We start from the raw sequence: 24110 nt of genomic DNA on the forward strand, positions 1-24110 counted from the left end.
AGCCCGTTGCCTCTTCACCCAACGAAGCTGCCACCTGCCACCAGCCACACCAGCCGCAGAATCCGACTATTCGCCGAGCAGCCGGCGCGTGCTGGCCTCCGGTGTGAGATCCAGCTTGCGAAGCAATTGAGCGTTCAAGGCAACCACAACAGTCGACGCAGACATGAGCAAGGCACCCACGCTCATCGGAAGAACGAATCCGACGGGAGCTAGCACACCTGCGGCCAGAGGCACGGCGATCGCATTGTAACCGGCGGCCCACCACAGATTCTGCTGCATCTTGCGGTAGGCAGCGCGGGAGAGTTCGACAACGGAAAGAACAGAGCGGGGATCGGAAGAGGCAAGAACAACACCTGCTGAACCAATAGCCACGTCGGTTCCGGCACCGATCGCGATGCCAACATCCGCTTGCGCGAGCGCGGGTGCGTCGTTGACGCCGTCGCCCACCATCGCCACGCGCTTTCCCTCGGATTTCAGTTCCACGATCCGAGCTGATTTATCCTCCGGGCGCACGCCAGAATAGATCCGGTCGATTCCCAACTCTCGCCCTACCGACTGGGCGACGGCGTCGGCGTCGCCCGTCATCATAATGACGTCAGTACCCATGGAGTGTAGCGCCGAAACGGCTTCGCGAGATTCTGGCCGGATCTCATCCGCCAATCGCAACGCACCAGCTACCTTGTTGTCGACGACGACGTGGAGCACAATCGAACCCTCAGCCTTCCATGCCTCTGTTGCCGGAACTTCGGAGAGTCCGCGCTCCTTGAGCAGAAGCGGCCCACCGACCTCAACCGTGGCGTCTCCAACCGTGGCGCTAACGCCCAAGGCCGGCATGGATGTGAAGCTCAGGACTGGCGGTACTGCTAGGGAACGCGCGCTTCCAGCAGCGACTATCGCACGTGCTAACGGGTGTTCACTTTCCGATTCAGCTGCTGCGGCGAGGGCCAGTACTTCGTCGGCACGCCAGTTTTCCTGCGTTTCTATGTCACTGAGTGTGGGTGCACCTTTGGTGAGGGTTCCCGTTTTGTCGAACACCACGGCATCGACATTTCGCATAGATTCCAGAGCCAAGCGATCCGTTATCAACACTCCGCCGCGAGCAGCGCGCTCGGTGGCGATCGAAACCACCAGCGGTATTGCTAAGCCGAGTGCGTGCGGGCAGGCAATCACGAGCACCGTGATGACGTGAATCACGGCGGCGTCGGGAGAACCTACCGCTGTCCACACAATCGCGGTAATTGCTGCAGCCCCCAGCGCAAACCAAAAGAGCAAAGACGCCGCGCGATCAGCTAGACGTTGGGCACGCGAACTAGAGGCTTGCGCGTCTGCTACCAGTTTCTGGATTCCGGCCAAGGCGGTTGCATCACCCACGGCGGTCACTTGCACGCGCAGTGCGGAATCCGTGGCAACAGTTCCCGCCACCACGTTTTCACCAGGTACGCGGCGCACGGCTGTGGACTCACCAGTCACCATGGATTCATCGACTGCTGCGGAGCCTGTGACGATCTTTCCATCGGCCGGTATTGCGGCTCCTGGCCTCACCAGCACCACGTCGCCAACCGCTAGATCTGCGGGCGCTACCATCTCAGTGGTATCTCCCGTGACACGTTCAGCTTGGTCAGGAAGGAGGGCCGCTAGGGAATCCAGGGCGGAGCTGGTTTGCGCCAACGAGCGCATCTCAATCCAATGCCCAAGCAGCATGATGACAACAAGAAGTGCCAGCTCCCACCAGAAATCAAGGTGGTGGCTAAGAAGCCCCACGGAAGCTCCGAGTGAAGCAACATAAGCCACCGATATAGCAAGCGTTATCAGAGTCATCATTGCTGGTTTGCGCTCACGCAGCTCACCCACAGCTCCAGTCAGGAACGGCCAACCGCCCCAGAAGAAGATTACGGTGCCAAGAGCTGGTGAAATCCAAGAAACCCACGCGGCGTCTGGGAGCTTATATCCGATCACGTCGGCAAACATCCCGCTAAAACCAACTACAGGTATTGCCATAACCAACATGATCCAGAACAAACGTCGGAACCGTTCCACATGGTTGGCATGGTTCATATGGCCCATTTCCTCATGGTTCATATGGCCCATTTCCTCATGGTTCATGTGACCGTGGTCCATGCCAACCTCGGAGGCGTGGCCCGAACGTGGGCCAGCCATGTGCTCTTCATGCGGCGCGCCGGCTACGTGCTTCTCATGTGGCGCGTGTTCCATGTCCATGTGGCCCATAGCTCCATGATCCATATGTCCCGAATGGCGCGAATCCGCTGCTGCGTGATCGTTCTGCTGATTCACAAGACCCTCCTATCTATGCGTGCGCCGCGGATGCCGCGACTCACTTATCCCTAACGCACGGACCTCCGAAACCGATCCACGGTGAGGCCCTCCGTATCCAACGTCACTCGAATATCGACTCCAAAACGTTCGAGGAAGGTTTCATCATGACTGACCACAATGACTCCGCCTCGATAGGCAGAGAAAGCATCAAGCAACTCCGCGATGCTCTTCAGGTCCAGATTATTTGTTGGTTCGTCCAAAATGAGTAGTTGGTGCGCAGGCACGGCCAGGAGCAGAGTTGCAAGTGCCACCCGAAACCGTTCCCCGCCTGAGAGTTCACCGACTTTGCGGTAGATCACATCGCCTCGAAAGAGGAACTTTGCCAGCTGGGCGCGCACTTCCTCGGATGCCACATCGGGTGCAGCCGCCAGAACTGTGCTGAGGATCGTCTGAGCATCATTCACATGGGAAAGACGCTGGGGGAGGTATCCAATGCGATCCGTGAATGCTCGCATGTCAAGATCGCTTCGCGATCCGGCTTCAGGATGGATCAGTGTCTCGAGCAGGCGGGTTTTACCGATCCCGTTTGCCCCCGTGAGTGCAATGCGTTGGGGACCTTGGATCAGCAGACCATTCCCGCGGGTATCGCATATCTCAGCTAGGCGCTTTCCGGCAGGAACGTCTGGATCCGGAAGCGCGATTGCAATGCTTGGATCGCGGCGTACACGCTTCTCTTGTTCCACAACCGCAGCCTTTGCCGCATCCACCGATGCTTGCAATTGTCCCTTCAGTTTGCCCGCAGATACCTCGGAATCTTGCTTGCGTCCATTCATGATGATCTTGGGCATCCGCTTGTTCTCTTGGTCTGTGCGGCCAGAGCGCTGCCTGCGTGCGATCTTCGTTTGAGCGTCTATGCGCTGGCGCTGTTCTTTCTTGAGGTGCTGTTCTGCGGAACGCAGTGCACGCTCCGCGGCTTCCTGCTCTGTAGCAACGTGGGCTTGATAGTCTGCGTAGTTTCCGCCGAAGAACACAAGGTCGCCGTCGCGTAGCTCCGCGGTGGAGTCCATAAGGTTCAGTAGCTCTATATCGTGACTTACCACCACCAGCGTGCCTTTCCACGCGACGACGGCGTCGTACACAAGCGTGCGTGCCGCAGCGTCGAGGTTGTTGGTCGGCTCATCCAACAAGACAATGGTGTTGCCCCGGATTTGTTGTCCGGCGATCGCGGCAAGAACGGTCTCGCCACCAGAGAGGGTTCCTACTCTTCGATCCAAAGCGAGATCATGTAGGCCAATCCGGGCCAGTGCCGAACGGCAACGCGCTTCAACATTCCAGTCATCATCGAGCGCATCAAAGTGCCGAATGTCCGAATCTCCCGATTCAATGGCATGAAGGGCCTGAAGCTTTTCAGAGACCCCCAACATCTGTGCAACAGTGACATCAGTGCGCAAGGTCAGATCTTGGGGAAGGTAGCCCACCTCAGCAGTCCTCGTGATCTCTCCCGAGGTGGGGTGTAGGTCTCCGGCAATGAGCCGCAAAAGCGTTGTTTTGCCCGTTCCGTTTGGACCGATGAGTCCTGTATGCCCAGAAGTCAGGGCCGCGCTCAGATCACGTAGCGCCGGCGTTCCGTCGGGCCAAACAAACGTGAGATGTGCCAGCGAAATGGCTGGCGCCACAGTAGTAGACATAAAGCTCCTTGAAAGTCAGTGGTTGCGCTGACGCCGGAGCCGGAGGCTATCGGGAAGTCAGCGCGCTATTTGCGTGTGAAAGGAGCCGATAGCCACATGATTTTCTGTCCTAACGTGGGGAACAAGAGCTGTTACAGGCTAACAGGGTTGAACATGTTGGTCCAGCCTCATTAGCCTTCCATCCCATTAGCCTTCCATCGATTCGGAAGCGGGTGCGGAAATGCTGCTCTCGTTGCCAAGATGACGCATTGGGTCATTAATGAACGCGTAGTACCAGCCAATAAGCAGACCGCCACCAATGAAGTTCCCGATGAGCGCAATGCACACATTTCCTATCGCGGGCCAGATGGCAATGCCGTTGCCGATGCCGACCGTTGTGAAGAACACAGTGTTGGCAACCGAATGCTCAAAGCCAAGAAATGCGAATAGCATGACCGCCACATTCATGGCGACTACTTTGACGCCTTCGGACTTCACGAACCCGTTGTACACCAAGAGCATGGCGATATTGATGAGGAAGTTGCAGAAAATAGCACGCACCAAGAGGTCCATGACGCCTGAGGCACTGTCAAGGTAGCCAAGCTTTGTATCTATGCTGTGCATGACGGCCTCGCCTGTTGCACCATCCAGCACTGAGGAGCCCTTGACCAACAGTGCTACTAGCACGCCACCCAGAAAGTTGCCGAACCACGAAAGCGTCATGATAAGCGCTGCGCGGCGGACCCTCATCCTTTTGAAATACACAGTGATCGTGGTGATCATCATGTTCGAGGTGAGCAGTTCAGACTTCGAAAAGTAGATGAAGACCAGCGCGAAACCAAAAACGATCGCGCCAACAAACTTCCCAACTCCCGTGAGGTCCGGGTCAATGGCAGAAAACGCCGATATGACGGCATAGTTGGCCAAGTAGAACACTCCAATGAGGAATCCTGCCATCGCTGCACGCATGAGGTACACGGTCACTATCCTGCGGCTCATCTGCGCTTTTACTTCGGCAGCGTCGATGACATTTGAGATGAAGTACGATCCGGGAAAGAGCTTCTGTTCGTCGGCGTTCATAAAGACAATCTTTCCAGATCGAGTGGTTTTTGAGCTACGGTGATATCCGCGCCACACCGCAGAAATCGCCCTATTGTGGCCATTTTTGATGTGTTGTGACGAACTCCCGGTGATGTGTGGGTGGTTGGTCCCGACGACGACGTCGGTTCGCCCACACTCTGGTTACCGATCGCGAACCGACCCGCCTACTATGAATACAGGACAAAATGTGAGGGAGAATGCGATGGGTTGCACAACGATTCTGGTGGGAAAGAACGCGAGCTTCGACGGATCGCCGCTGGTGGCCCGTAATGAAGACTCAGCAAATGGCGAGTTTGATCCCAAGCGGGTGGCGATTGTGCGCCCCGAAGACCAACCCCGCACGTACACGAGCGTCCTATCGCACGTTTCGATCGATCTGCCTGAGAATCCGCTTCGGTATACATCAGCGCCAAATGCCGTCGACCATGAGGGAATCTGGGGTGAAGCCGGAATCAACTCTGCGAATGTGGCGATGAGCGCCACAGAAACTCTCACGAGCAATGAGCGAGTTCTGGGAGCGGACCCGTTAGTCACGTACCGAACCGCTCAAGGCGCAAAGGATGATCCGGATTATGTTCCCGAACGCCCAGGCGGCATTGGAGAAGAAGACTTCCTAACCATTGTTCTGCCATACATTAAGTCGGCACGTGAAGGCGTTGTGCGCCTCGGCGAACTTCTTGAACATTTCGGCACGTATGAAATGAACGGCGTGGCTTTCTCGGATGCTGACGAGATCTGGTGGTTGGAAACTGTGGGAGGGCATCACTGGATCGCCAAACGAGTCCCTGACGATTCCTACGTCACCATGCCCAATCAGCTGGGAATTGATTCCTTTGACCTTCAGGATGCTATGGGCGAGGGTCGCGAGCACTTGGCCAGTGCGGATCTTCAGCAGTTTATTGAGGAAAACTTCTTGGATACCTCGCTAGACGGTGTTCTCAATCCGCGTGACGCCTTCGGATCTCACTCTGATTCGGACCACGTCTATAACACGCCGCGAGCTTGGTATATGCAGAGGTTCCTAAACCCGACGAGCAACACGTGGGATGGCCCCAACGCGGATTACACACCCTTTTCGGATAACATCCCTTGGAGTCGGAAGCCCGAACGAAAGGTAACCATTGAGGACATCAAGTATGTGTTGAGTTCTCACTATCAGGGGACTCCCTACGATCCATATGGCACCTCTGGCCCGGCAGACCTTCACCACCTACTGCGGCCCATCGGCATCAATCGCCACGGCCAGCTTTCAGTGCTTCAGGTGCGTCCGTACCGTCCGGAATCTTCTCGCTCACTTCAGTGGATCGCGTTCGCATCCAATCCGTTCAACACACTCGTGCCCTTCTATACGAATGTGGATGAAGTGCCGGCCTATCTCTCAGACACCACAGCTCGGGTCACGTCTGAGAATTTCTATTGGGCGAGTCGTTTGCTTGCAGCCCTTGCTGACGCGCACTTCAGTGAAGTGATTCCGGAGATCGAACGCTACCAGCAGACCACACTTGCTTCCGGCCATGCTTTCGTACACACAACGGACGCCGTGCTTTCGGGCAACAGTGCAGCTTCCGACGACGACGTGCGCCAGATTCTGGCCACAGCCAACGCTGAGTTTGTTGACCACATCAAGGATGAGACTGACGAAGTGCTGGGCCGAGTTCTTTTCCTAGCAAGCAACAACATGTCAAACCGATTCTCCCGGTCAGACAATTAGGGCTTTGAGCGCTGTCTTTGCTAGGTAGCCTCAGCCTGGTAGGTGGTGTGGTGGAGCCCGTTCTTCCGGGTTCCACCACACCACCTACCAGATGCACACTTCAGTACGTCGAGCACCACGTCCATCTGAGGCTTCACGCGCTGCGGTCTTTACCGCGCGTGATCACTTGGCTTCTGCGAGCGCTTCGGCAGGAACGACGAAGGTTGAGAAAGAATCGGCCGGAAGTGTTGCGCTCACTACGTGGCTGCCTACTCCCAAGCGAACAGGCATCTCGACCGACATATCGTTGAAGGCCAGGATCACAATCGAGCCATCTGGGTTAGCGAAGCTGATCAGCTTCTCGTAGCCGGTGTAGGAGAGTGTGGGCAGGTAATGTGCACCGGCCTGCACGAAGTGGCTAAGGTGCTTGAAGAGGTAGTACTCATAGTTGAAGGAGTAGGTGTTGTCCTCTGGGTCAACCGTCACGAAGGAGTTCTGGCTCCAACCCCAACGGGACACTCCACCCTTATCCAGCGCGATGTTCCAGTAGTCGTAGGCTGTTGCACCGTTGGCGAAGTAGTGCTGGAGCATCGTCCAGGCATAGCGCGCGTAACGCCAATCATTCTTGCCGTCGCCACATTCTTGCTCTGTCATGTACATCCGCAGCTCAGGATGAGCGTGGTTGACGAATGGAAGTGCACCCTTGCCAGCCCACTGGAATCCGACGCCCTTGATGTTGGGGCCAGCGTCAGGATCAGCAAGCACCTGCTCCACCTGGGAATCGTCCGGTCGTTCCATGGTGCCAAGGAAGATGTCAATCCCGCGTTTGTCCATTTCGGGAGCGAGGTGCGCGATGAAGGAACTCAAGCCGCTGGGCGTCCATGTGCACGACGGAAAGATCTGAGAAGAGTTGAACTCGTTTTGCGGCATGACCATCGAGATATCGATGCCCTGCTCACGGTAGGCATCGATGAAACGCCCGAAGTAGGCCGCGTAGGTAATCAGGTTTTCTTCTGTTAGGACGAATCCATCTGTGCCTTCTTCGATCACCTGATCGGGGCGCAAACCATTGGGGTGCTCAGCCTGAGGAGAACCCGCCACCGGCAAGGCACACGCATAGTGCCCGTTGGTCTTCAACCATGTTGGGGGGCTCCACGGAGAGGCCCACAGCTTGAGGTTGGGTTGGCGTTCCTGGGCAGAGTGAATGAAGGGGACTTGTGTGGCAAGGTCATGCTCGATGGAGAAGTGCTCCAGTGCGTGATCGCCAGGAGTTTCATCGTAGGAGTACCAATCCGATGCGAAATCGTTCGCACCAATCGGCATTCGGCAGAGGCTGAGGTTGGCACCGACCCCGGGAGTGAACAGTTCCTCCATGATCGAGTCCCGTTCGCTTTGCGTCAGGCGGCTAAGCGCGGCCCAACCCAACTCGGAGAAGCATGCGCCAAAGCCTTCGATCTCTTGAGCTGGTTGGTCGACCTGGATGAAAGCATCCGGCATGGTCTCCATGGGAGCGATGCTGGCGCTTCCTTCAGGTGTGGTCCATTGCGAGTCTTCACCAGTGACTACCCATGTCAGCGTTGGGGTAGCTGCTGTGTTCTCGTCTGTCATTTCCATCAGGCTCTCCATGAGCGTCTCCTCGCATCGTTGCGGAACAGTGATGTCACATTATCACACTACCTACTAATCACTAGATAGGTCTGTCTATCAATCACTAGATAGCTTTCTATTGCGTTCACAACACACCCGACTCCGCGGGAATCGAGCCACCGCCACCCAAAGACATGTCTTTCCCCACACGTCGGCCAACCACGTTCGCTTAGCCGAGTTTGCTCAACCACACTCGCTTAGCCGAGTTTGCTCAACCACACTCGCTCAGCCGAGTTTGCTCAACCACACTCGCTCAGCCGAGTTTGCTCAACCACACTCGCTCAGCCACGTTCGTTCAGCCACGCCTGCTGTACCCTCACCTTGAAATCTACTACCTACTAAGTATTTAATAGTGGCATTACTGTGCCACCGTAGCCACAACATTGAGGAACCATGGATACACCACTTACCAGCACATCCACACCTGACCGCCTCATTTTTGGCGCCGCCTACTATGACGAGTACCTGTTGCCAACCGTAGGCGACCGTTTGGCTGACGATGTCGCGCTTATGAAGAAGGCGGGCTTCACGACTGTGCGAATCGCCGAATCCACGTGGGGCACTATGGAGCCTCAACCGGGAGTGTTTGACTTCACCCATGTAGATCGAGCACTCGATGCATTCCAGGAAGCGGGAATCGGGGTGATCATTGGCACTCCCACATATGCAATTCCCACGTGGATGGCCGCGCGTCATCCCGACGTCATCGCCATAACGCCTGCAGGGCAGGGCAAGTACGGCGCTCGCCAGAACATGGACATCACCTCGCCCACCTATCGCTTCTACGCGGAACGCGCCATTCGTGCCCTCCTTGAGCACACCGCTGAGCGCACCGTCGTCGTCGGCTTTCAACTAGACAACGAAACCAAGTACTACGAAACCGCTGGTCCGGCAGTACAGCGCGCGTTCATAACCTCATTGCGCGAGCAGTTCCATGATGATCTAGCGGCGATGAACGCGGCGTTTGGACTGAACTACTGGTCCAACCGAATCAATAGCTGGGAAGACTTCCCGGACGTGACCGGCACGATCAACGGCTCCTTCGCCGCCGCCTTTGACAAGTTCCGGCGAGGACTCGTCACCGAATTCCTCGCCTGGCAGCGGTCGATTGTGGATGAATATCGCCGTCCAGATCAGTTCGTAACCCACAACTTCGACTACGAATGGCGCGGCTACAGCTTTGGTCTTCAGCCAGCAGTGGATCACTTTGCTGCCGCGGAGACCGTCACGCTAGCTGGCACCGATATTTACCACCCAACCGAGGATCATCTAACCGGCAAAGAGATCGCCTTTGGAGGCGACGTCAACCGGTCCATCAAGGATGGTGCCGGCTACCTAGTCCTTGAGACTCAGGCGCAAGGTCAAATGGGCTGGCTACCTTTCCCTGGTCAGTTGCGTTTGCAGGCGTACTCGCATCTGGCGTCGGGCGCGATGGGCATTATGTATTGGCACTGGCATTCCATTCACAACTCGTTTGAAACGTACTGGAAGGGCCTGCTCAGCCAAGACTTCAGCGAGAATCCCACCTATCTCGAAGCAGCGGATTTCGGCAATGAGATTGCTGCCCACGCCACATCGCTCACCGGTCTTACCAAGCACAACAAGGCCGCCATCATGGTCAGCAACGAGGCCTTGACTGCACTCGAGTGGTTCGGAATCGAATCCGGATTTCCCCGCGCGTTCTTCCCCAGCATTGCCTACAACGATGTTCTGCGATGGGCATACGATGCCCTTTTCGATCTGAACATTGAAGTAGACATCGTTCCTCCCACTGCGGATGCTCAGAAGCTCGCGCAGTACGCCATGGTGGTGGTTCCAGCGCTGTACTCCGCGCCAGACTCCACCACGACGACGTTGCGTGAATACGTACAGCAGGGAGGCCACCTCGTCACCACGTTCCGAACCGGTGTTGCCGACGAAAACGTGCAGGTCTGGGCGGATCGCCAACCTCACGGGCTTTCCAACATCCTCGGAATGGGAACGGACCAGTTCACACGTCCGGAGGGCGTAAAGGTCACGCTCTCAGGAAGCCTCTCCAGTTCCCACGTGCCGGCAAGCGAACTCGAAGTAAGCACATACATGGAACTGCTCACGCCAGTTGAAGGCGAAGATGAGGGCCGTGAAGTTCTGGCTAGCTATGATCATCACGCTTGGGAGGGCCCGGCCATCGTCCGGAGGACCACCACAGGTGGATCAATTACGCACGTGGGCGCGATGGTATCGCCTGCAGTGTTACGTGGTGTGTTCCTTGAGGTTGCATCAGCGGCAGGAGTTAGCGACTGGGCGCAGCAACTTGCGGGTAAGGTGACCGTGCGCCGCGGAATCAATGCGGCGGGCGCCGCCGTGACCTACGTTCTCAATTACTCCGGCAAGGAAGTATCTATTGCCTTGCCAATCAGCGGCGTTGACGTGCTTGGCACCGCAGGGGAGCCCGGTGCCCCCTTGACTGAGGGCAGCGATCTTCGTATCCCTGCGTGGGGCGTGCTCGTCCTTGAGAGTGAGGCCAGCGCGTCCTAGCGTGCAGTTACGGCAAACGGCTGGTGCCCGGTGGGAACGCCCACCGGGCACCAGCCGTTTATGACCGCTCGACGCTCGTCGTCGTCGAAAAACTCCTCACGGAAGCTACCGGTAGCCATCCCACAGGGGAGAGGGGAACAAGAGTTCATCAAACCTGGCCCATTCATCGCGCAGATCGACCGCCGGGAACCTCCAAATACGCACCTGTGCGCCATCCATGGCCTCCAAAGCCATTTCGATAAGCGGGCGCAGCGTTGCAAATCCGCCAGCCTCAACGATTGAGGGTGGAAGCCGCCACGTAGTCTCTTGATAGAAGTTCCAGACGTCGTCCGGACGGTTCCGAAAGTACGCGTGAGCCGGGTGGTTCTTGTCTGCAGCTTCCGTTCCCAGAACCATATAGAGCTGCATAAGCTGCGGGCGTCGGGCATTGAAATCAACTAAGAACCTGAAGTAGCCAGGCAAGCTGACGCCATCTGGATGAACAGCGGATGGCGCACCTGTGGCAATGTAATCGCTGGGAGTACCCTGCCTGTCATAGCGCTTGTCCAGCAGCAGTTCGAGCAATCCCTCCTTGTTTCCGATATAGTGCAGCAGGCCCGCTTGGGTGATTCCCACGCCGTCTGCTACCGATTGCAGAGACAAGCCGTAGAAGCCATTCTGAGCCACAAGGCTGGTGGAAACAGTGACAATCTGCTCGATGCGTTCTTCGGGTGTCAGACGGATACGAGGCTTCTTCGCAGGAGCGGTGCGAATCCCGCTGCGGCGAGAAGTCTTGGACGGGGATGCTGCATTGGACGGCGTCATTGTGACCTTTGCTTACCTTATGCACCTGCGGCGAATACTCGTGACCAGGTGAGGTTACGCGCATTCGCCGCAGGAGAAATATCGGGCTGATCGACTAACGTCAGCGTACCCGCTTGATTGCCATGATGGAGAAACATCCGACAACAGCCGAAATGATGGATACTGGGAAGGCCAACGCATACGAACCAGTTGAGGTCACGATAAGCGACGTGATGATTGGGCCGCACATCTGGCCAAGGGTGGTAGACATGTTGAGAATACCCAAGTCCTTGCCTGCGGTCTCCGGGTTCGGGAGAACATCCACGTTCAGTGCCTGATCAACTGAGGAGTAGACCGCGTAACCCAAACCGGCGATACCAGCGAAGAGCAACATGCCAGTGACCGTTGGAACGAACCACAGCATCGCCACGCCTAGTGCAAAGAGCAACGAAGCCACCACCACAGGAAGCTTACGGCGCCTCAGAAGGTCTGAAATCGGGCCAGATGCAAACCCGCCAACCAACGCCACAACCAGCGTAATCGAGCTGACCAACGTAATTACCGCGGCTGAATCTGCCGTGCTCACGCCCAAGTAGTCCTGAATGATGTAGAGCTGGTAGGCGTTGATCATCTGGTAGGAAAGAAGCATCGTAAAGCGGCCGAAGAAAGCCTTGTAGAAGTCTCCGCAATCCTTTGTGGGGGGAATGAAGGAACGGGCGATTTCACCAAACGACTGCGCGCCACTCGGAAGGTCAGCTGCCGAACGCTCGCGCGGCCACACGATGGCGGCTGCGATACCTGCCACGCCCATAAGGATTCCACCCAAGACGAATCCAGAGATCGAAGCGCCGGAATCCGACAAGAAACGGGCTCCCACGATGGCTCCTAGGGGGTAACCGATCGTGACACCAACGCCCCAGAAGGTGGACATCGTTCCACGGACCGATTCCGGCACCCGGTCAGAGAGCACGGCAACCGCAGGTGCAAGCATCATGTTCAGACCGACCATCGAGACGCAGTACGAGAACGCGAGGATAACTGGGCTGGCGAACATGCCAACGCCGAACAAGCCCAAGCCTCCGACAATTCCTCCGAGCACGATCCACGGCGTGCGGCGGCCGAAGCGCGAACGCGTGCGATCAGAGAGGTTTCCAAACACGAGGTTTGAAACAAGGGAGACGATTGCGGTGACTGCGTTAATGGTTCCGAGCATTGCGTCCGGATTATCTACACCGATGTCCTTCAACCGCTGCGGGAGAAGCACGGATGCAACCGTGGCTAAGCCAATAGCCCACAGAAGCGAAATGCAGAAGAAGCCGATTCCGAACCGAATGAGAACACTTCGGTTCAATGTGCGGCCAGTTTCAGGCGAAGCGGTGGATAGCAACGCTGGTGCGCCTGCCTTCTCGACGTCTTCCAAAGAAGGGTCCGATACTGTCATGTCGTTGACCTCATTGTCCAAAACGTGGCCACCGCTATGGGCGACCTATCTACTAACCGTTTAGTAGATAGTGCTAATGTAATACTGCTTGCGACAACCGTCAACTCTGGCGCAGGATGTGGCTATCGTCGTTGGAATCATGGGCATTGGGACGTTGTCAGTTCGCGGAATCGACTCACCGAATCACTGTGCGGACGCACCACTTGCCTTAAGACGATTCAGGGCAAAAACTTCACATGCAGATGGCCTAAAGCCATCTAGTTCTCAGTCAACTCAGAAGGTTAGAGGGGCACAACTCATGAAAGCTGCTGTTTTCATTGAACCAGGTCAGGTCCGGATTGAAGATCGGGAAGCGCCGCAGGTGACTGCACCGAGCGATGCGATCATCAAAGTGGTTCGTGCCAGCGTGTGCGGTTCCGACTTGTGGTTCTATCGAGGAATCGCAAAGCGTTCCGGCGGCGATACCGTCGGGCATGAGGCAATTGGGATCGTTACTGAGGTAGGGGCGGACGTTACGACGCTCACCCCCGGAGACTTCGTCATAGTGCCATTCACTCACGGTTGCGGGCATTGCGCCGCGTGCTTGGCTGGCTATGACGCCAACTGTTCGAACGCCAATTTCGGCCGAAATGCCGGATATCAAGCCGAGTACGTGCGAGCACCGAACGCCGACGGCGCCCTGATCAAGATTCCGGGTACGCCTTCTGATTACTCGGAAGACCTCCTCAAATCATTTGTCACACTAGCGGATGTTATGGCGACCGGATACCACGCTGCCGTGAGCGCAGATGTGCGCCCAGGTGCCACTGCAGTTGTCTTCGGAGATGGCGCGGTAGGCCTCTGTGGGGTAATCAGCGCAAAGCTACGTGGAGCAGAACGCATCATTATTATGAGCCGCCACGAGGATCGTCAACGCCTTGCGCGTGAGTTTGGTGCTACCGACGTCGTCGCCGAACGTGGCGATGAAGCTGTTGCCAGAGTTCTCGAACTCACAAATGGTGTGGGAGCTGACGCTACGCTTGAGTGCGTGGGAACTGCGCAGTCCACAGAGACAGCATTTGCTGTTGCCCGTGCCGGATCCATGATTGGCCGCGTTGGGGTACCTCAGTCACGTGATCTGGATGTCAACGCTCTCTTCTGGAGAAACGTGGGATTGAAAGGCGGACCCGCCAACGTGACCACTTATGTTCGTCAGATCTTGCTTGAGAAGGTACTTGACGGGTCGATCAACCCTGGACGAGTCTTCACCGGCGAATACGAACTTGACGCTATCCAAGATGCATACGCTGCGATGGTCGAACGCCGCGTCATTAAGTCGCTAGTCCGAGTCGCTGATCGCTGAGGCTGACTCAGTAGAAACCCTCGGAGCCGTGGGGCCTACCGGTATCTGGCGCATCACCGGGAGCGCCCGCGGCTCGGAATCAGAGCTTCGCTCCAATACACTCTAGATTTGTTGCAGATGCACCGTGAGTAGGGAAGCGGAAGCGGCCAAAAACCGAGGTTTTCGTCTGCCGTGGGGCAGCACATTCTGACACAATTGCCAACCTAGGCCGTTAGTCCTACTGGTCACCGCGGGGCGGATCTGTAATCTTTCCATAAAGATCCCTCGTGTCCGGTTATCCGATATCACCAGCTGTCAGCAGGAGATAGTGCTACGGAAACTCTTCCAGCCACGCTAGGGCACCGCCGCTAGTCTCCGTGCGGCAGGGGGTCTGTCACGGTTGCGATGCGGCGGTTCTCACCGCCTGCCACATCGCAACCGCTGCTTTTTCTCACCGTTGATTCCTTCTGGCCTCATGCAAGAGGCGCTTTACGCGCATGTTCAGGGATTGCGTTGGCAATCAACAGTTTGACAGTTATAGACTTGTTACAATAATTGGCACGTGCCATGACGGATGTTTTAGGAGGTCAAGATGTCGGAATCGGATGATCCCACACAGGCATTTTCCACTGGTGAGGCGGCCACGACTTCGCAGTTCTCTGCCATCGGCTCCTCACAAGTTGACAGCATCTCTGACCGCCGTAACCTCACCGCTGATGAGATGCACGCCATTGAGTCACTCCCATATGGCTCAGCGTTGCTCATTGCTCTTGCAGGCCCTAACATGGGCGCACGTTTTCTTCTCAACTCGGACCAGACCACAGCAGGACGGCACCAACGTTCGGACATCTTCTTGGATGACTTCACTGTTTCACGGAGGCATGCCACTTTTGATCGGAACGGCAACTCTTTTAGCGTGCGTGATTCCGGTTCACTCAATGGAACGTACGTCAACCGGGAACGGATCGAAGATCTCGTACTAAACGCTGGTGACGAGGTTCAGATTGGCAAGTTTCGGCTGACGTTCTACCCCTCCCGTGCTCAAGCATGAGTGAAGCAGCCAACCTTCCCATTACACGTAGCAGCGAGAGCCTCGAATCCTGGCCTACTGACCTCTCACATGAGCCAACGCTCAAGATTGGCGACGTCATCGTGGAGCTGCGGCACGAATTTCCTTTGCTGGCCGCCTCCAAGATTCGTCACTACGAGAACCTCCAGTTGATTCGTCCTCACCGCACGGCTTCCAATCAGCGGCTCTTCTCTGTTTCTGATGTGGAGCGCCTGCGTTTCATTCTCGAGGAGCAACGCGACCATTTCCTCCCTCTGTCCCAGATCAAGGAAATGTTGCGCCAGTTCGATTCGGGAGAAGTTGCTGATGGCGTTCATCCTGCCCGCATGCGGGTGCTGCCTGACAACGAAGTGCGCAGGCCGCAGCCGGGAACTCGTCTAACGCTCGTCGAGGTCTCCGACTTGACGGGCGTGGCCGTCTCCGATGTCGAAGCAATGGTCAAAGCCGGCGTTTTGACCGCCGATCCCCGCGGACGGCTCACCTCCCAGGCACCAGAGATCGTGCGATACGCGGCGATGCTGTTACGTCAGGGATATGACCTTCGCCAAGTCCGGACGGTCCGCACTTCTGCACATGCCCATGCCGTCATGATCACATCTGCTCTGGCTAGCGAACGAGCAAAGAAGACCCCGGTGGCAGGGGAGCGCGTGATTAACAACGCAGTTGAAGATGCTGCAGTTATTTCTCACATGTACAAGGCGCTTTTGGCGGAGAACCTAGAAGTGGAACTGCGCTAATCAGTAGTTTTGCGCTTCAATGCTGTAGTGCTTCGTGCCTTTGCCCTGCGGTCCGGCCAGCTCAGTTGAGGGACCGGTGAGAAATACCTCAAGGAGAACTCGAAGTTCTGACACGCCGATGCACCGGTCTCATGCCAGGCTGCTATATCGTTGATTCATCAGGTCAGTGAGTCTACCGTTGAAGTAACTGAACTGCGGGAAACAGTAGGTCAAGTGGAGGTCAATATGAGCGACTCGTCAGCGCCCGAGGCAACAAAGCAACGTGCGCAGCAGATGCTCTTTGGTGATCCACTTCCTGACCTTGATGCTGATACCGGCTACCGCGGTCCCATTGCGTGCAAGGCCGCCGGAATAACATACCGCCAGCTCGATTATTGGGATCGCACAGGACTGGTCTCGCCCACCATTCAGAACGCGTCAGGTTCCGGTAGTCAACGCCTGTACTCCTTTCGCGATATCTTGGTCCTCAAGGTAGTCAAGCGGCTTCTGGATACGGGCGTATCTTTGCAGCAGATCCGCCGTGCCGTGGCTCAACTGAGCTCCTATGGCATCGATGATCTTGCCACTATCACACTGATGTCTGATGGTGCTTCGGTCTATGAATGCACGTCAGATGACGAGGTTATTGATCTGGTAAACGGCGGTCAGGGTGTCTTTGGCATCGCTGTGGGCCGCGTGTGGCGCGAAGTTGAGGGAAGCCTCTCGGAACTGCCGTCAGAACATGCGGAGGAAGCGGGCGCCGTCGTCGTCGAAGACGAACTTGCGCGCCGGCGTGCCGCAAAACGGAACATCGTCTAGAGCGAACTTGGCCGGACAGAACACATCACAATTCCAATGAGGGACGCCGGGGGCATATGCCACCGGCGTCCCTCATCTCTGGCCCTCAAGCGAACTGGGGCAGTGGAATCTAGTTCTCCGAGAACTTAGCCTGCCACGCAGCTCGTACCGGATTGGCCCCATCCACCAACATATCGAATCGATCGTTGGAGATCTCCACGACCTGTGAGAGAGCCACAACATGCTCTTGAACCGAAGAGTTATCTAGGCGGCGCACGCCATCCTCAATGATCCGTTCAGGGGTATCGAGTGGGCTCAGGTAACCAACGAAAGGCATAGAGAATCTCGCGCGATACTGCTCCGAGATCTCCGATATCTGTTCGAGTTGTTCATCCGAGGCACCTTCAAGCGCGATGGAACCGATATCCCGAGAGACGGCCTGCGCACCGTTAATGCCTAGAAGTTGCGCCATATCGGGATAGTCCTGGATGAGGCTTTCTTGACGTACGGAATCTGCCGTGAGAATGGCTTCCTGAATTGCGGTACGCAGCTCAGCAGCATGTGCGAAGGGGCGGTGCTCCCAGGCATGTTCCAATGGCCACTGCTGCGTGTTGAACACGGCAGCGAATGCGTCAACAAACTCATCCCGCGACATCGCATTCACAGCATCGATACCAAGTAGTTTTCCTCGTTCGTCGACCACCACGTCCTCGCCCGATTGGCGTCCCACATGGAAGAAGAGAAGGTTCAAGAGAATTGCCGTGATGGCGCCGATGGTCATGCCCGACGAGAAGAAGATCTGGGCCCAGGCAGGGAAGACTTCAGAGATCGTAGGCTTGAACGTCACGAGCATTGCAAGGCCGAGTGCCGTGGTGACGATGACTGCGTTGCGGTTATCCTTCATGTCGGCCTTTGCAATGGTCTGGAGGCCAACCCACGCCACATTCGCAAACATTGCCAGGCTTGCGCCGCCGAGTACCGGAGACGGGATCATGTTGACGATGCCGCCCGCTTTTGGCAAAACTCCTAGCAGAATCATGATGCAACCAGCACCTGTGGCCACCCATCGCGACTTCACCCGAGTAATGCGGACCAGACCAACGTTCTGGGCGAAGCACGTGTAGGGGAATGAGTTCAGGACTCCGCCGAGAAGTGTGGAAATGCCATCTGCGCGCAACGCCGCCGTGATGTGGCTCTTTGTGATGCGCTTTCCGACTATCTCACCGGTGGCAAACACGTCGCCCGTGGTCTCCACCATCGTGATCGCCATGACGATGATCATGGAGATGCATCCGGTCAGAGTGAAGACGGGAATACCGAAGTAAAACGGAGTTGTCACGCTCACTGCGCCTGCGTCGTGGAACGCTTGAATCTTCGCAGAATCTAGGTCACCGGAAAACACGGCCACCAGCGTGCCTCCCACTAGGCCCACCAAGACAGCGATTGTGCCAAGGAAACCCTTAAAGAAGCGCTGAACCAGCACAATCACAAGCAAAGTGCCGAATCCGTATGCCAAGTTTCGCCCACTCGGTACGCCTTCGGCATATCCAACGAAGTCGTTAGCGGAAACAGCCAGCAGGCTCGTGCCCATAACCAGAAGAACCGTACCTGTAACCACAGGAGGGAAAAAGCGCAGGAGCTTTGTAAAGTACGGTGCTGCGAGGAATGTGAACAGTCCCGAGACGATAATGGCACCATAGATCGCCGGTAGGGCAGCATTGCCACCTTCGCCGCCCGTAACGGCTAGACCTATTGCAATGATCGGGGCTACGGCAGTGGTTGTAACGCCCTGAATAATCGGCAGGCGCACACCCACATGCTTCGTGATACCCACAGATTGGATGATGGTCGCGATTCCACAGGTGAACAGATCGGCATTAATGAGGTGAATTGTGGTCTGCGCATCCAGGTTCAGGCTCGATGCAATGAGCAGCGGAACAATCACCGCTCCCGCGTAGAACGCGAGGACGTGCTGGAGGGACAAGACTGCGAGTTTGGGTGCCGGTGGCACCAAGTCAACTGAGTGCTTCTGAGCCATTACCTCAGCATTTCACCACGGAATAGGTAACTCGATCTGCTCCCATATCGTGAAACATAACAGACCCAAAGTGTCTCATACTTCGGACGCTTATCAGACCTTTTCCCAATATGACGCCACTTAATGGACGGTGGTGGAATTAGTCACCCAACGAACGGGTGATTGCGAAGCCGGTCTCGGCATCACGGATTGTCACAGAGACAATGCCATGTGGATCCACGCGGTATTCCTCCTCAACGAGGCAGCCTGGCCCAGTCCGTTCCACCGGGACCATCGCGAGGTTGATCGATCCGCTGCGGAGGTTCGGGTCAAAGGGGAACGCTATTTCGCCCAAAGGCATGACGTCGCCGCGTGGAGCGCCATCTTCATCCACACTCGTGTATTCAGCAAATCGATACCAGCCGACGTTATGTACTGCCCGATACGACCGCGTGATGGCCACTCCTTCGCCGGGGGAGACGCGCATATCCGGTGTCAGAAGGGGATCAAACGAGACCACTGCGCCGCTCGACCATTCACGGAACACGCCCAAGCCGCGAGAGAGTTTGTCAACCAACGAGTACCCGGCCTCTTCGTCGGCTGCAATCGCTAATCCAATGGCAGTGGAACCCGCGCTGTAAGGGGAGCGGCGCACGCGGCGTCCAAACCTCTCCCTGAGCTGGCGCAGAATGAGGGGGAGTTCGGAACCGCCGCCCACCACGTAGAGTCCTGAAACGTCATCTGGCAGGCACAGTTGCCCATTCGCATCGCGATCCACGAGTCCTTGCATGGCCAGAAGCGTTTGCTCAACAAGCGGCTTAGCCTGCGTGTAGAACGCGTCTACGGGAAGTGAGACCTCTTGATCGTGAACTCGAAGAACGATGCTGCGCGTCTGGGGGTGGAGGGCTTCCTTCGCTGACCTCGCATCTTCCAACAGGCGGCTCCACTGTGGATCACTCATGGAATCGCGTGCCACCCCGAGCGCTTCTAGGGCGCACACAGCTAGCACCTCGTCGAAATCATCACCACCAAGAAGGTTGTTGCCTTCCGATGCAAGAACCTCATGGTTCGTGCCCTCCGCACTCACCAGGGACGCATCAAAGGTGCCGCCTCCGAGATCATATACGAGCACCTTGGTGCGGCGAGAACTGATCATGCTTGAGTGACGATGCGTGTATTCGTATCCTGCCGCCGACGGCTCATTGAGCATCGCAACCACGTCAAATCGTGCGCGGCGGAAGGCCTCCAGCGTGATGAAACGTTGAGCAGAGTAGGCATGGGCCGGAACGCCCACCACAGCCTCGAGAGGACCATCCTTGTCCTCCGCAAATGCCCGGACGCGCGATCCTACGTGTATGAGAAAGCCGGTAACAAGATCCACTATTTTGAACTCGCGCGATCCGATCTGCACCACGGAGTCCAGATTCGCATCCTGTGCGGCCAACAAGCGTTTGATTGAGCGGAGAAATGGTGCACCGGATTCGGCGAGCTTTTGCGCTTCGAAGCCGTAAACCACGCTCAGACCATCTAGCGCAACGAGCGAGGGAACGTACTCGTGCGAGTCGCCGTCGGAATCATCAAAGGACACCAACGGATAGTTTCCGCGATCCACAAGAGCAACTGTGGTGCGCGTTGTACCGAAATCCACTCCGAGTCTCATGGCCCGAGAATATCCTTGTTCGCCACCAAAGTGCATCACATACACATCAGTTGGCACATTGCTGGTGTCTCGGAAGTGCGTTGAGACAAAAGGGAAGGTACGGCAGACTTCCGGTGAGGTGGAAGTCTGGTGTAGTGGAGGCCTGGTGAAGTAGAGGTCTGCTGGGGTAGGAGTGACTGATCGGTTTGCCCCACATATGGCATATGGGCAACGGGGCTACGCCTCGGCTATTCTGACATAATGTACATTATCGGCGTTATCTCATCCGCTTTCGACCTGGTGTCAACATGCGAAAAAGCGCGCTGGCTGGCCATTTCTGCCGGGATTATCGCGGCCCCTTCCAACGTTCCTTTTACGATTGATCCAGATCAAACGAAAGGACTGCCATGGCAGAACGTTCACTGCGCGGAATGAAGATTGGCGCAAATTCTCTGGAGTCTGACGACGGCGTCGCCTTCGTCAATCGCAAGCAGGTTATCTACGATTGCCCTGAGGGGCACGAGTTCGGAGTTGCTATGGCTCTGGACGCAGAGCCACCGGCCACGTGGGAATGCCGCTGCGGCCGCGAGGGAAAGCTCCGCGACGCCGCACCAGTGCTGGACAAGAAACCAGTCAAGCCACCTCGGACCCACTGGGACATGCTCATGGAGCGTCGTTCAGAGGACGAACTGAAGGTACTGCTGGACGAACGCTTGGAGTTGCTGCGTTCCGGACGCCTCCGGTTGCGCCGTAACAAGTAGCGAATAGCCCAATGGGGAGCCTACCTAACGGTTGGCTCCCCATTTTTGTATACACATCTTCTACCGCCAGGACCACATCTTCTACCGCCCCGATCGCGCTGGATGCTCACCGTGATCAAGCATGGGCCTGAGCACGATAGGCCAGTTCTGACATAACGTGAAGATGTTCACCTTCCCCACGGCTTATCGTTATGACATTTAGAGGATCAAGCTGCGCTGACATAATATTATTCTTGCAGGTAGACGGCCTGTCTGGGCACGTTGACTCACCTCGCACAGCCAAGCTCTTTCAGTGCCCTTTGATACGCCCCAGTACCTTCTCCCCTAGCCCGAGCAACTGGTTGCCGCGCCTTTGGGCACCAATCTTCGTTGTGCGTGCCAAGGATTCGGTGAACACACTCTTGGAAAGCTTGGACTCCCCTGCCTCGCGCTGAGCAAAGCTGATGGGCATCTCCACGATGTGCCCGTGCATGCGGTGTACATGGTCAGTCATATCGGTCTGGAAGAAGTACCCCTTAGCTTCCACTGAATCCAGATCGAGCCGCTCCAGCATAGAGACCGCATACACTCGGAAGCCTGCCGTAACGTCTGCTGCTGGAAGCCCGAGCCACAGTTTGATGTAGAGGTTTCCGGCACGCGAAAGTACCTCGCGTGACTTCGGCCAACCCTCGAGCTCTCCACCCCGCACATACCGCGAACCAATGACCAAATCGGGGTAATCAGACATCGCCGCGCGTTCAAGAAGAAGCGGAAGCTGCTCAGGTCTGTGAGAACCGTCCGCATCCATTTCCACCACATGGGTGTAATCTTGGCCCATTGCCCACCTGAACGCGTCAATGTAGGCCCGCCCAAGGCCCTCTTTACCGGCCCGGTGTAGCACTTTCACATGTTCGTCGGCAGCAGCCAACTGGTCAGCAATCTCGCCTGTGCCGTCTGGTGAGTTGTCATCAACAATAAGGATGTCGGCTTCTGGAACTGCTGCGCGGGCTCGCTTAACGATGGGTTCGATAGACTCCCGCTCGTTGTAGGTTGGAATTGTGATGAGTACCTTCATTGGCTGTCCCTTCGATTAGTCCGTTGAGCAGATTGATTCCTGCATGATCACCTATTCGTTACCAGTGTTTCGAACAGGGAGCTTATCTCCTGCGCGCTAGCTGGATAAATGCGAGCAATCCAAGCGCCGCTCCGCCGGTGTAAACCGCAATTCGCACGGGTTCTGAGATCCTCGTCGCAACAGTGAGCTCGGAGCGCAAGCCAACTCGTGCCACCTGCGCGTCCTCAGTCCACGGCTGAGTCACCGCACGCGTCACTCCGTTCGGCTCAACAACTCCCGAAACCCCCACGGTTGAGACTTGAATGGCAGTCCTACCGTGTTCTATCGCGCGGAACCTCGTCATTTGGAACTGTTGAGCAGATTCAGAGGTCTTGCCAAACGATGCGTTATTGGTGGGAACCACGATGAGCTGTGCGCCCGCACGTACCGCTTCTGAGACAATAGCGTTGTCCGCTACCTCGAAACAGATCGGCGTGGCTACGCGAACCGTGGAATCCTTCAGCTCAACATCCAGATACGCAGGCTTACTGCCTGCAAGCATGTCAGTAGAAATAAGATCAACTGCGGGCGTGAACTTTCGGAAGAAATCACGATAGGGCATGTATTCGCCAAACGGAACGGGGTGCTGCTTCGAGTACACGCCGGAAATACTCTGGTCGAGGCTCCACACGACGTAGTCGTTGTATCGATAGCCATTGATATACCGCTGGGTACCTAACAACAGTGGAACACCCAGACGCTCCGAAGCTTCTGTGATGAGGGAACGCGCCTCATCATCTTCGCGAGGATCGCGATCTGAAGCGGATTCGGGCCATAGCACCAGGTCGACGTCGTCGCCATCAATGACTTTAGTAGCGGTCACGAGGTTCTGTGTAACTGTGAGAGCTCGCGATTGCCCTGCAGGTAGCTTCGATTCGTCTGGAATGATGCCCTGCACGAAGCCAACAGTGAGGTAGGAATCTGCGGAGGTGGAGAGCGGCAGGAACATAGACAGCACGAGGATCAGCCCTGCACTGGCTCCCGCTATCACGCCCTGGCCCAACTGGACTTTGGAAAGTGCGCTCAGGAAGCGTGCTACGAGCACCCCAACCACAACAACGCCGAATCCCACCAGTTGCGTGGAACCCCACGGCGCGAGGCGAACCAAAGGTCCATCCACTTGCGAAAAGCCAAGCAATCCCCACGGCATGCCGTGCCACGGCAGCTCAGAACGTAGCTGTTCCATCGCCACCCACGTCAGTCCCATGGTTGCTGCCGTCAGTGCAACATTCGCTCCAGTGCGCTTTCCCCGCATGAGCCCTTGCCAGATGACCGCAAGAACGCCAATGAACAACGCCTCTGCGAATCCAAGGGCGATCTGCGCAATGAGTATGCCGGAGGCCACTGCGGCCCACTCAAACAGCGGAATGAAGAATGCGCAGCCAGCCACCACGCCCAGCCCGAAAGAACCAAACCATGTTCTGCCACTCAGGCTCATCACAAGCAAAGCGATGCCCAGAAATGCGGCGGGCCAGAAGTCAACCGGCGCAAATGCGCCAAAGAGACATAGACCTGCCCCAACTGCCAAAAGGAAATGGAGAACTCGCCGCTGTTTCACCACTCGAGGCTACCTGCC

17 protein-coding genes are annotated in these 24110 nt (G+C 56.5%); 7 read left to right on the forward strand and 10 right to left on the reverse strand.

Annotated elements, in window-relative coordinates; all coding sequences use genetic code 11:
- Nucleotides 1-66: 66 nt before the first annotated feature.
- The 3 genes from H2O17_RS06395 to H2O17_RS06405 form a co-directional block, all read right to left on the reverse strand.
- Nucleotides 67-2292, reverse strand: a complete 2226-nt coding sequence (locus tag H2O17_RS06395; protein ID WP_246311172.1) for a heavy metal translocating P-type ATPase — start codon at nucleotides 2290-2292, stop codon at nucleotides 67-69.
- 50 nt (nucleotides 2293-2342) lie between these two features.
- Nucleotides 2343-3962 carry an ABC-F family ATP-binding cassette domain-containing protein gene (locus H2O17_RS06400; protein WP_182048931.1) on the reverse strand — a complete coding sequence of 540 codons (1620 nt, stop codon included), beginning with the start codon at nucleotides 3960-3962 and terminating at the stop codon, nucleotides 2343-2345.
- 186 nt (nucleotides 3963-4148) lie between these two features.
- Nucleotides 4149-5021 carry a formate/nitrite transporter family protein gene (locus H2O17_RS06405; RefSeq protein ID WP_182048932.1) on the reverse strand — a complete coding sequence of 291 codons (873 nt, stop codon included), beginning with the start codon at nucleotides 5019-5021 and terminating at the stop codon, nucleotides 4149-4151.
- A gap of 223 nt (nucleotides 5022-5244) precedes the next feature.
- Between H2O17_RS06405 and H2O17_RS06410 the strand changes: the two genes are divergently transcribed.
- On the forward strand, nucleotides 5245-6753 hold the full coding sequence (locus H2O17_RS06410; RefSeq protein WP_182048933.1) for a C69 family dipeptidase: 1509 nt from the start codon (nucleotides 5245-5247) through the stop codon (nucleotides 6751-6753).
- Between the two features lie 162 nt (nucleotides 6754-6915).
- Here H2O17_RS06410 and H2O17_RS06415 read toward each other — a convergent pair whose 3' ends face one another.
- On the reverse strand, nucleotides 6916-8358 hold the full coding sequence (locus H2O17_RS06415; RefSeq protein WP_246311173.1) for a glycoside hydrolase family 30 protein: 1443 nt from the start codon (nucleotides 8356-8358) through the stop codon (nucleotides 6916-6918).
- A gap of 414 nt (nucleotides 8359-8772) precedes the next feature.
- Between H2O17_RS06415 and H2O17_RS06420 the strand changes: the two genes are divergently transcribed.
- Nucleotides 8773-10896, forward strand: coding sequence for a beta-galactosidase (locus H2O17_RS06420; protein ID WP_182048934.1), 2124 nt, complete (start codon nucleotides 8773-8775; stop codon nucleotides 10894-10896).
- A gap of 105 nt (nucleotides 10897-11001) precedes the next feature.
- On the opposite strand, the gene H2O17_RS06425 is transcribed toward H2O17_RS06420, so the two are convergent.
- Nucleotides 11002-11700, reverse strand: coding sequence for a TetR/AcrR family transcriptional regulator (locus H2O17_RS06425; protein WP_182048935.1), 699 nt, complete (start codon nucleotides 11698-11700; stop codon nucleotides 11002-11004).
- A gap of 100 nt (nucleotides 11701-11800) precedes the next feature.
- Nucleotides 11801-13120, reverse strand: coding sequence for an MFS transporter (locus H2O17_RS06430; RefSeq protein WP_182048936.1), 1320 nt, complete (start codon nucleotides 13118-13120; stop codon nucleotides 11801-11803).
- Between the two features lie 298 nt (nucleotides 13121-13418).
- Between H2O17_RS06430 and H2O17_RS06435 the strand changes: the two genes are divergently transcribed.
- The 4 genes from H2O17_RS06435 to H2O17_RS06450 all read left to right on the forward strand — a co-directional run bounded on the left by H2O17_RS06435 (nucleotide 13419) and on the right by H2O17_RS06450 (nucleotide 17045).
- Entirely contained in the window at nucleotides 13419-14462 is a 1044-nt protein-coding gene (locus H2O17_RS06435) for a zinc-dependent alcohol dehydrogenase family protein (RefSeq protein ID WP_182048937.1), read from the forward strand.
- A gap of 571 nt (nucleotides 14463-15033) precedes the next feature.
- Nucleotides 15034-15492 carry an FHA domain-containing protein gene (locus H2O17_RS06440; RefSeq protein WP_182048938.1) on the forward strand — a complete coding sequence of 153 codons (459 nt, stop codon included), beginning with the start codon at nucleotides 15034-15036 and terminating at the stop codon, nucleotides 15490-15492.
- Nucleotides 15489-16247, forward strand: coding sequence for a transcriptional regulator FtsR (gene ftsR, locus H2O17_RS06445; RefSeq protein ID WP_182048939.1), 759 nt, complete (start codon nucleotides 15489-15491; stop codon nucleotides 16245-16247). The genes H2O17_RS06440 and ftsR overlap by 4 nt, the downstream gene beginning before the upstream one ends.
- A 225-nt stretch (nucleotides 16248-16472) precedes the next feature.
- Nucleotides 16473-17045 carry a MerR family transcriptional regulator gene (locus tag H2O17_RS06450; protein ID WP_182048940.1) on the forward strand — a complete coding sequence of 191 codons (573 nt, stop codon included), beginning with the start codon at nucleotides 16473-16475 and terminating at the stop codon, nucleotides 17043-17045.
- Between the two features lie 109 nt (nucleotides 17046-17154).
- Here the strand turns inward: H2O17_RS06450 and H2O17_RS06455 are convergent, their stop codons facing one another.
- Nucleotides 17155-19062 carry a solute carrier family 23 protein gene (locus H2O17_RS06455; protein ID WP_182048941.1) on the reverse strand — a complete coding sequence of 636 codons (1908 nt, stop codon included), beginning with the start codon at nucleotides 19060-19062 and terminating at the stop codon, nucleotides 17155-17157.
- 139 nt (nucleotides 19063-19201) lie between these two features.
- Nucleotides 19202-20701, reverse strand: a complete 1500-nt coding sequence (locus H2O17_RS06460) for an Hsp70 family protein (protein ID WP_182048942.1) — start codon at nucleotides 20699-20701, stop codon at nucleotides 19202-19204.
- Nucleotides 20702-21087: 386 nt separating this feature from the next.
- Between H2O17_RS06460 and H2O17_RS06465 the strand changes: the two genes are divergently transcribed.
- The gene (locus tag H2O17_RS06465; RefSeq protein ID WP_182048943.1) at nucleotides 21088-21441 is read left to right on the forward strand and encodes an RNA polymerase-binding protein RbpA; all 354 of its coding nucleotides are present in this window, start codon (nucleotides 21088-21090) and stop codon (nucleotides 21439-21441) included.
- Nucleotides 21442-21730: 289 nt separating this feature from the next.
- Here H2O17_RS06465 and H2O17_RS06470 read toward each other — a convergent pair whose 3' ends face one another.
- Nucleotides 21731-22495 (reverse strand): polyprenol monophosphomannose synthase, encoded by a 765-nt coding sequence (locus H2O17_RS06470; protein ID WP_182048944.1) that lies wholly within the window; start codon nucleotides 22493-22495, stop codon nucleotides 21731-21733.
- Between the two features lie 82 nt (nucleotides 22496-22577).
- Nucleotides 22578-24092 carry an apolipoprotein N-acyltransferase gene (lnt, locus tag H2O17_RS06475; RefSeq protein WP_182048945.1) on the reverse strand — a complete coding sequence of 505 codons (1515 nt, stop codon included), beginning with the start codon at nucleotides 24090-24092 and terminating at the stop codon, nucleotides 22578-22580.
- Between the last annotated feature and the right edge of the window lie 18 nt (nucleotides 24093-24110).

Source organism: Changpingibacter yushuensis (genome assembly GCF_014041995.1).
Classification (GTDB): domain Bacteria; phylum Actinomycetota; class Actinomycetes; order Actinomycetales; family Actinomycetaceae; genus Changpingibacter; species Changpingibacter yushuensis.

Coding starts and splice junctions, on each gene's coding strand:
- H2O17_RS06400 (WP_182048931.1), bottom strand. CDS start 3,962: ATGTCTACTACTGTGGCGCCAGCCATTTCGCTGGCACATCTCACGTTT.
- H2O17_RS06405 (WP_182048932.1), bottom strand. CDS start 5,021: ATGAACGCCGACGAACAGAAGCTCTTTCCCGGATCGTACTTCATCTCA.
- H2O17_RS06410 (WP_182048933.1), top strand. CDS start 5,245: ATGGGTTGCACAACGATTCTGGTGGGAAAGAACGCGAGCTTCGACGGA.
- H2O17_RS06415 (WP_246311173.1), bottom strand. CDS start 8,358: ATGGAGAGCCTGATGGAAATGACAGACGAGAACACAGCAGCTACCCCA.
- H2O17_RS06420 (WP_182048934.1), top strand. CDS start 8,773: ATGGATACACCACTTACCAGCACATCCACACCTGACCGCCTCATTTTT.
- H2O17_RS06425 (WP_182048935.1), bottom strand. CDS start 11,700: ATGACGCCGTCCAATGCAGCATCCCCGTCCAAGACTTCTCGCCGCAGC.
- H2O17_RS06430 (WP_182048936.1), bottom strand. CDS start 13,120: ATGACAGTATCGGACCCTTCTTTGGAAGACGTCGAGAAGGCAGGCGCA.
- H2O17_RS06435 (WP_182048937.1), top strand. CDS start 13,419: ATGAAAGCTGCTGTTTTCATTGAACCAGGTCAGGTCCGGATTGAAGAT.
- H2O17_RS06440 (WP_182048938.1), top strand. CDS start 15,034: ATGTCGGAATCGGATGATCCCACACAGGCATTTTCCACTGGTGAGGCG.
- ftsR (WP_182048939.1), top strand. CDS start 15,489: ATGAGTGAAGCAGCCAACCTTCCCATTACACGTAGCAGCGAGAGCCTC.
- H2O17_RS06450 (WP_182048940.1), top strand. CDS start 16,473: ATGAGCGACTCGTCAGCGCCCGAGGCAACAAAGCAACGTGCGCAGCAG.
- H2O17_RS06455 (WP_182048941.1), bottom strand. CDS start 19,062: ATGGCTCAGAAGCACTCAGTTGACTTGGTGCCACCGGCACCCAAACTC.
- H2O17_RS06460 (WP_182048942.1), bottom strand. CDS start 20,701: ATGAGACTCGGAGTGGATTTCGGTACAACGCGCACCACAGTTGCTCTT.
- H2O17_RS06465 (WP_182048943.1), top strand. CDS start 21,088: ATGGCAGAACGTTCACTGCGCGGAATGAAGATTGGCGCAAATTCTCTG.
- H2O17_RS06470 (WP_182048944.1), bottom strand. CDS start 22,495: ATGAAGGTACTCATCACAATTCCAACCTACAACGAGCGGGAGTCTATC.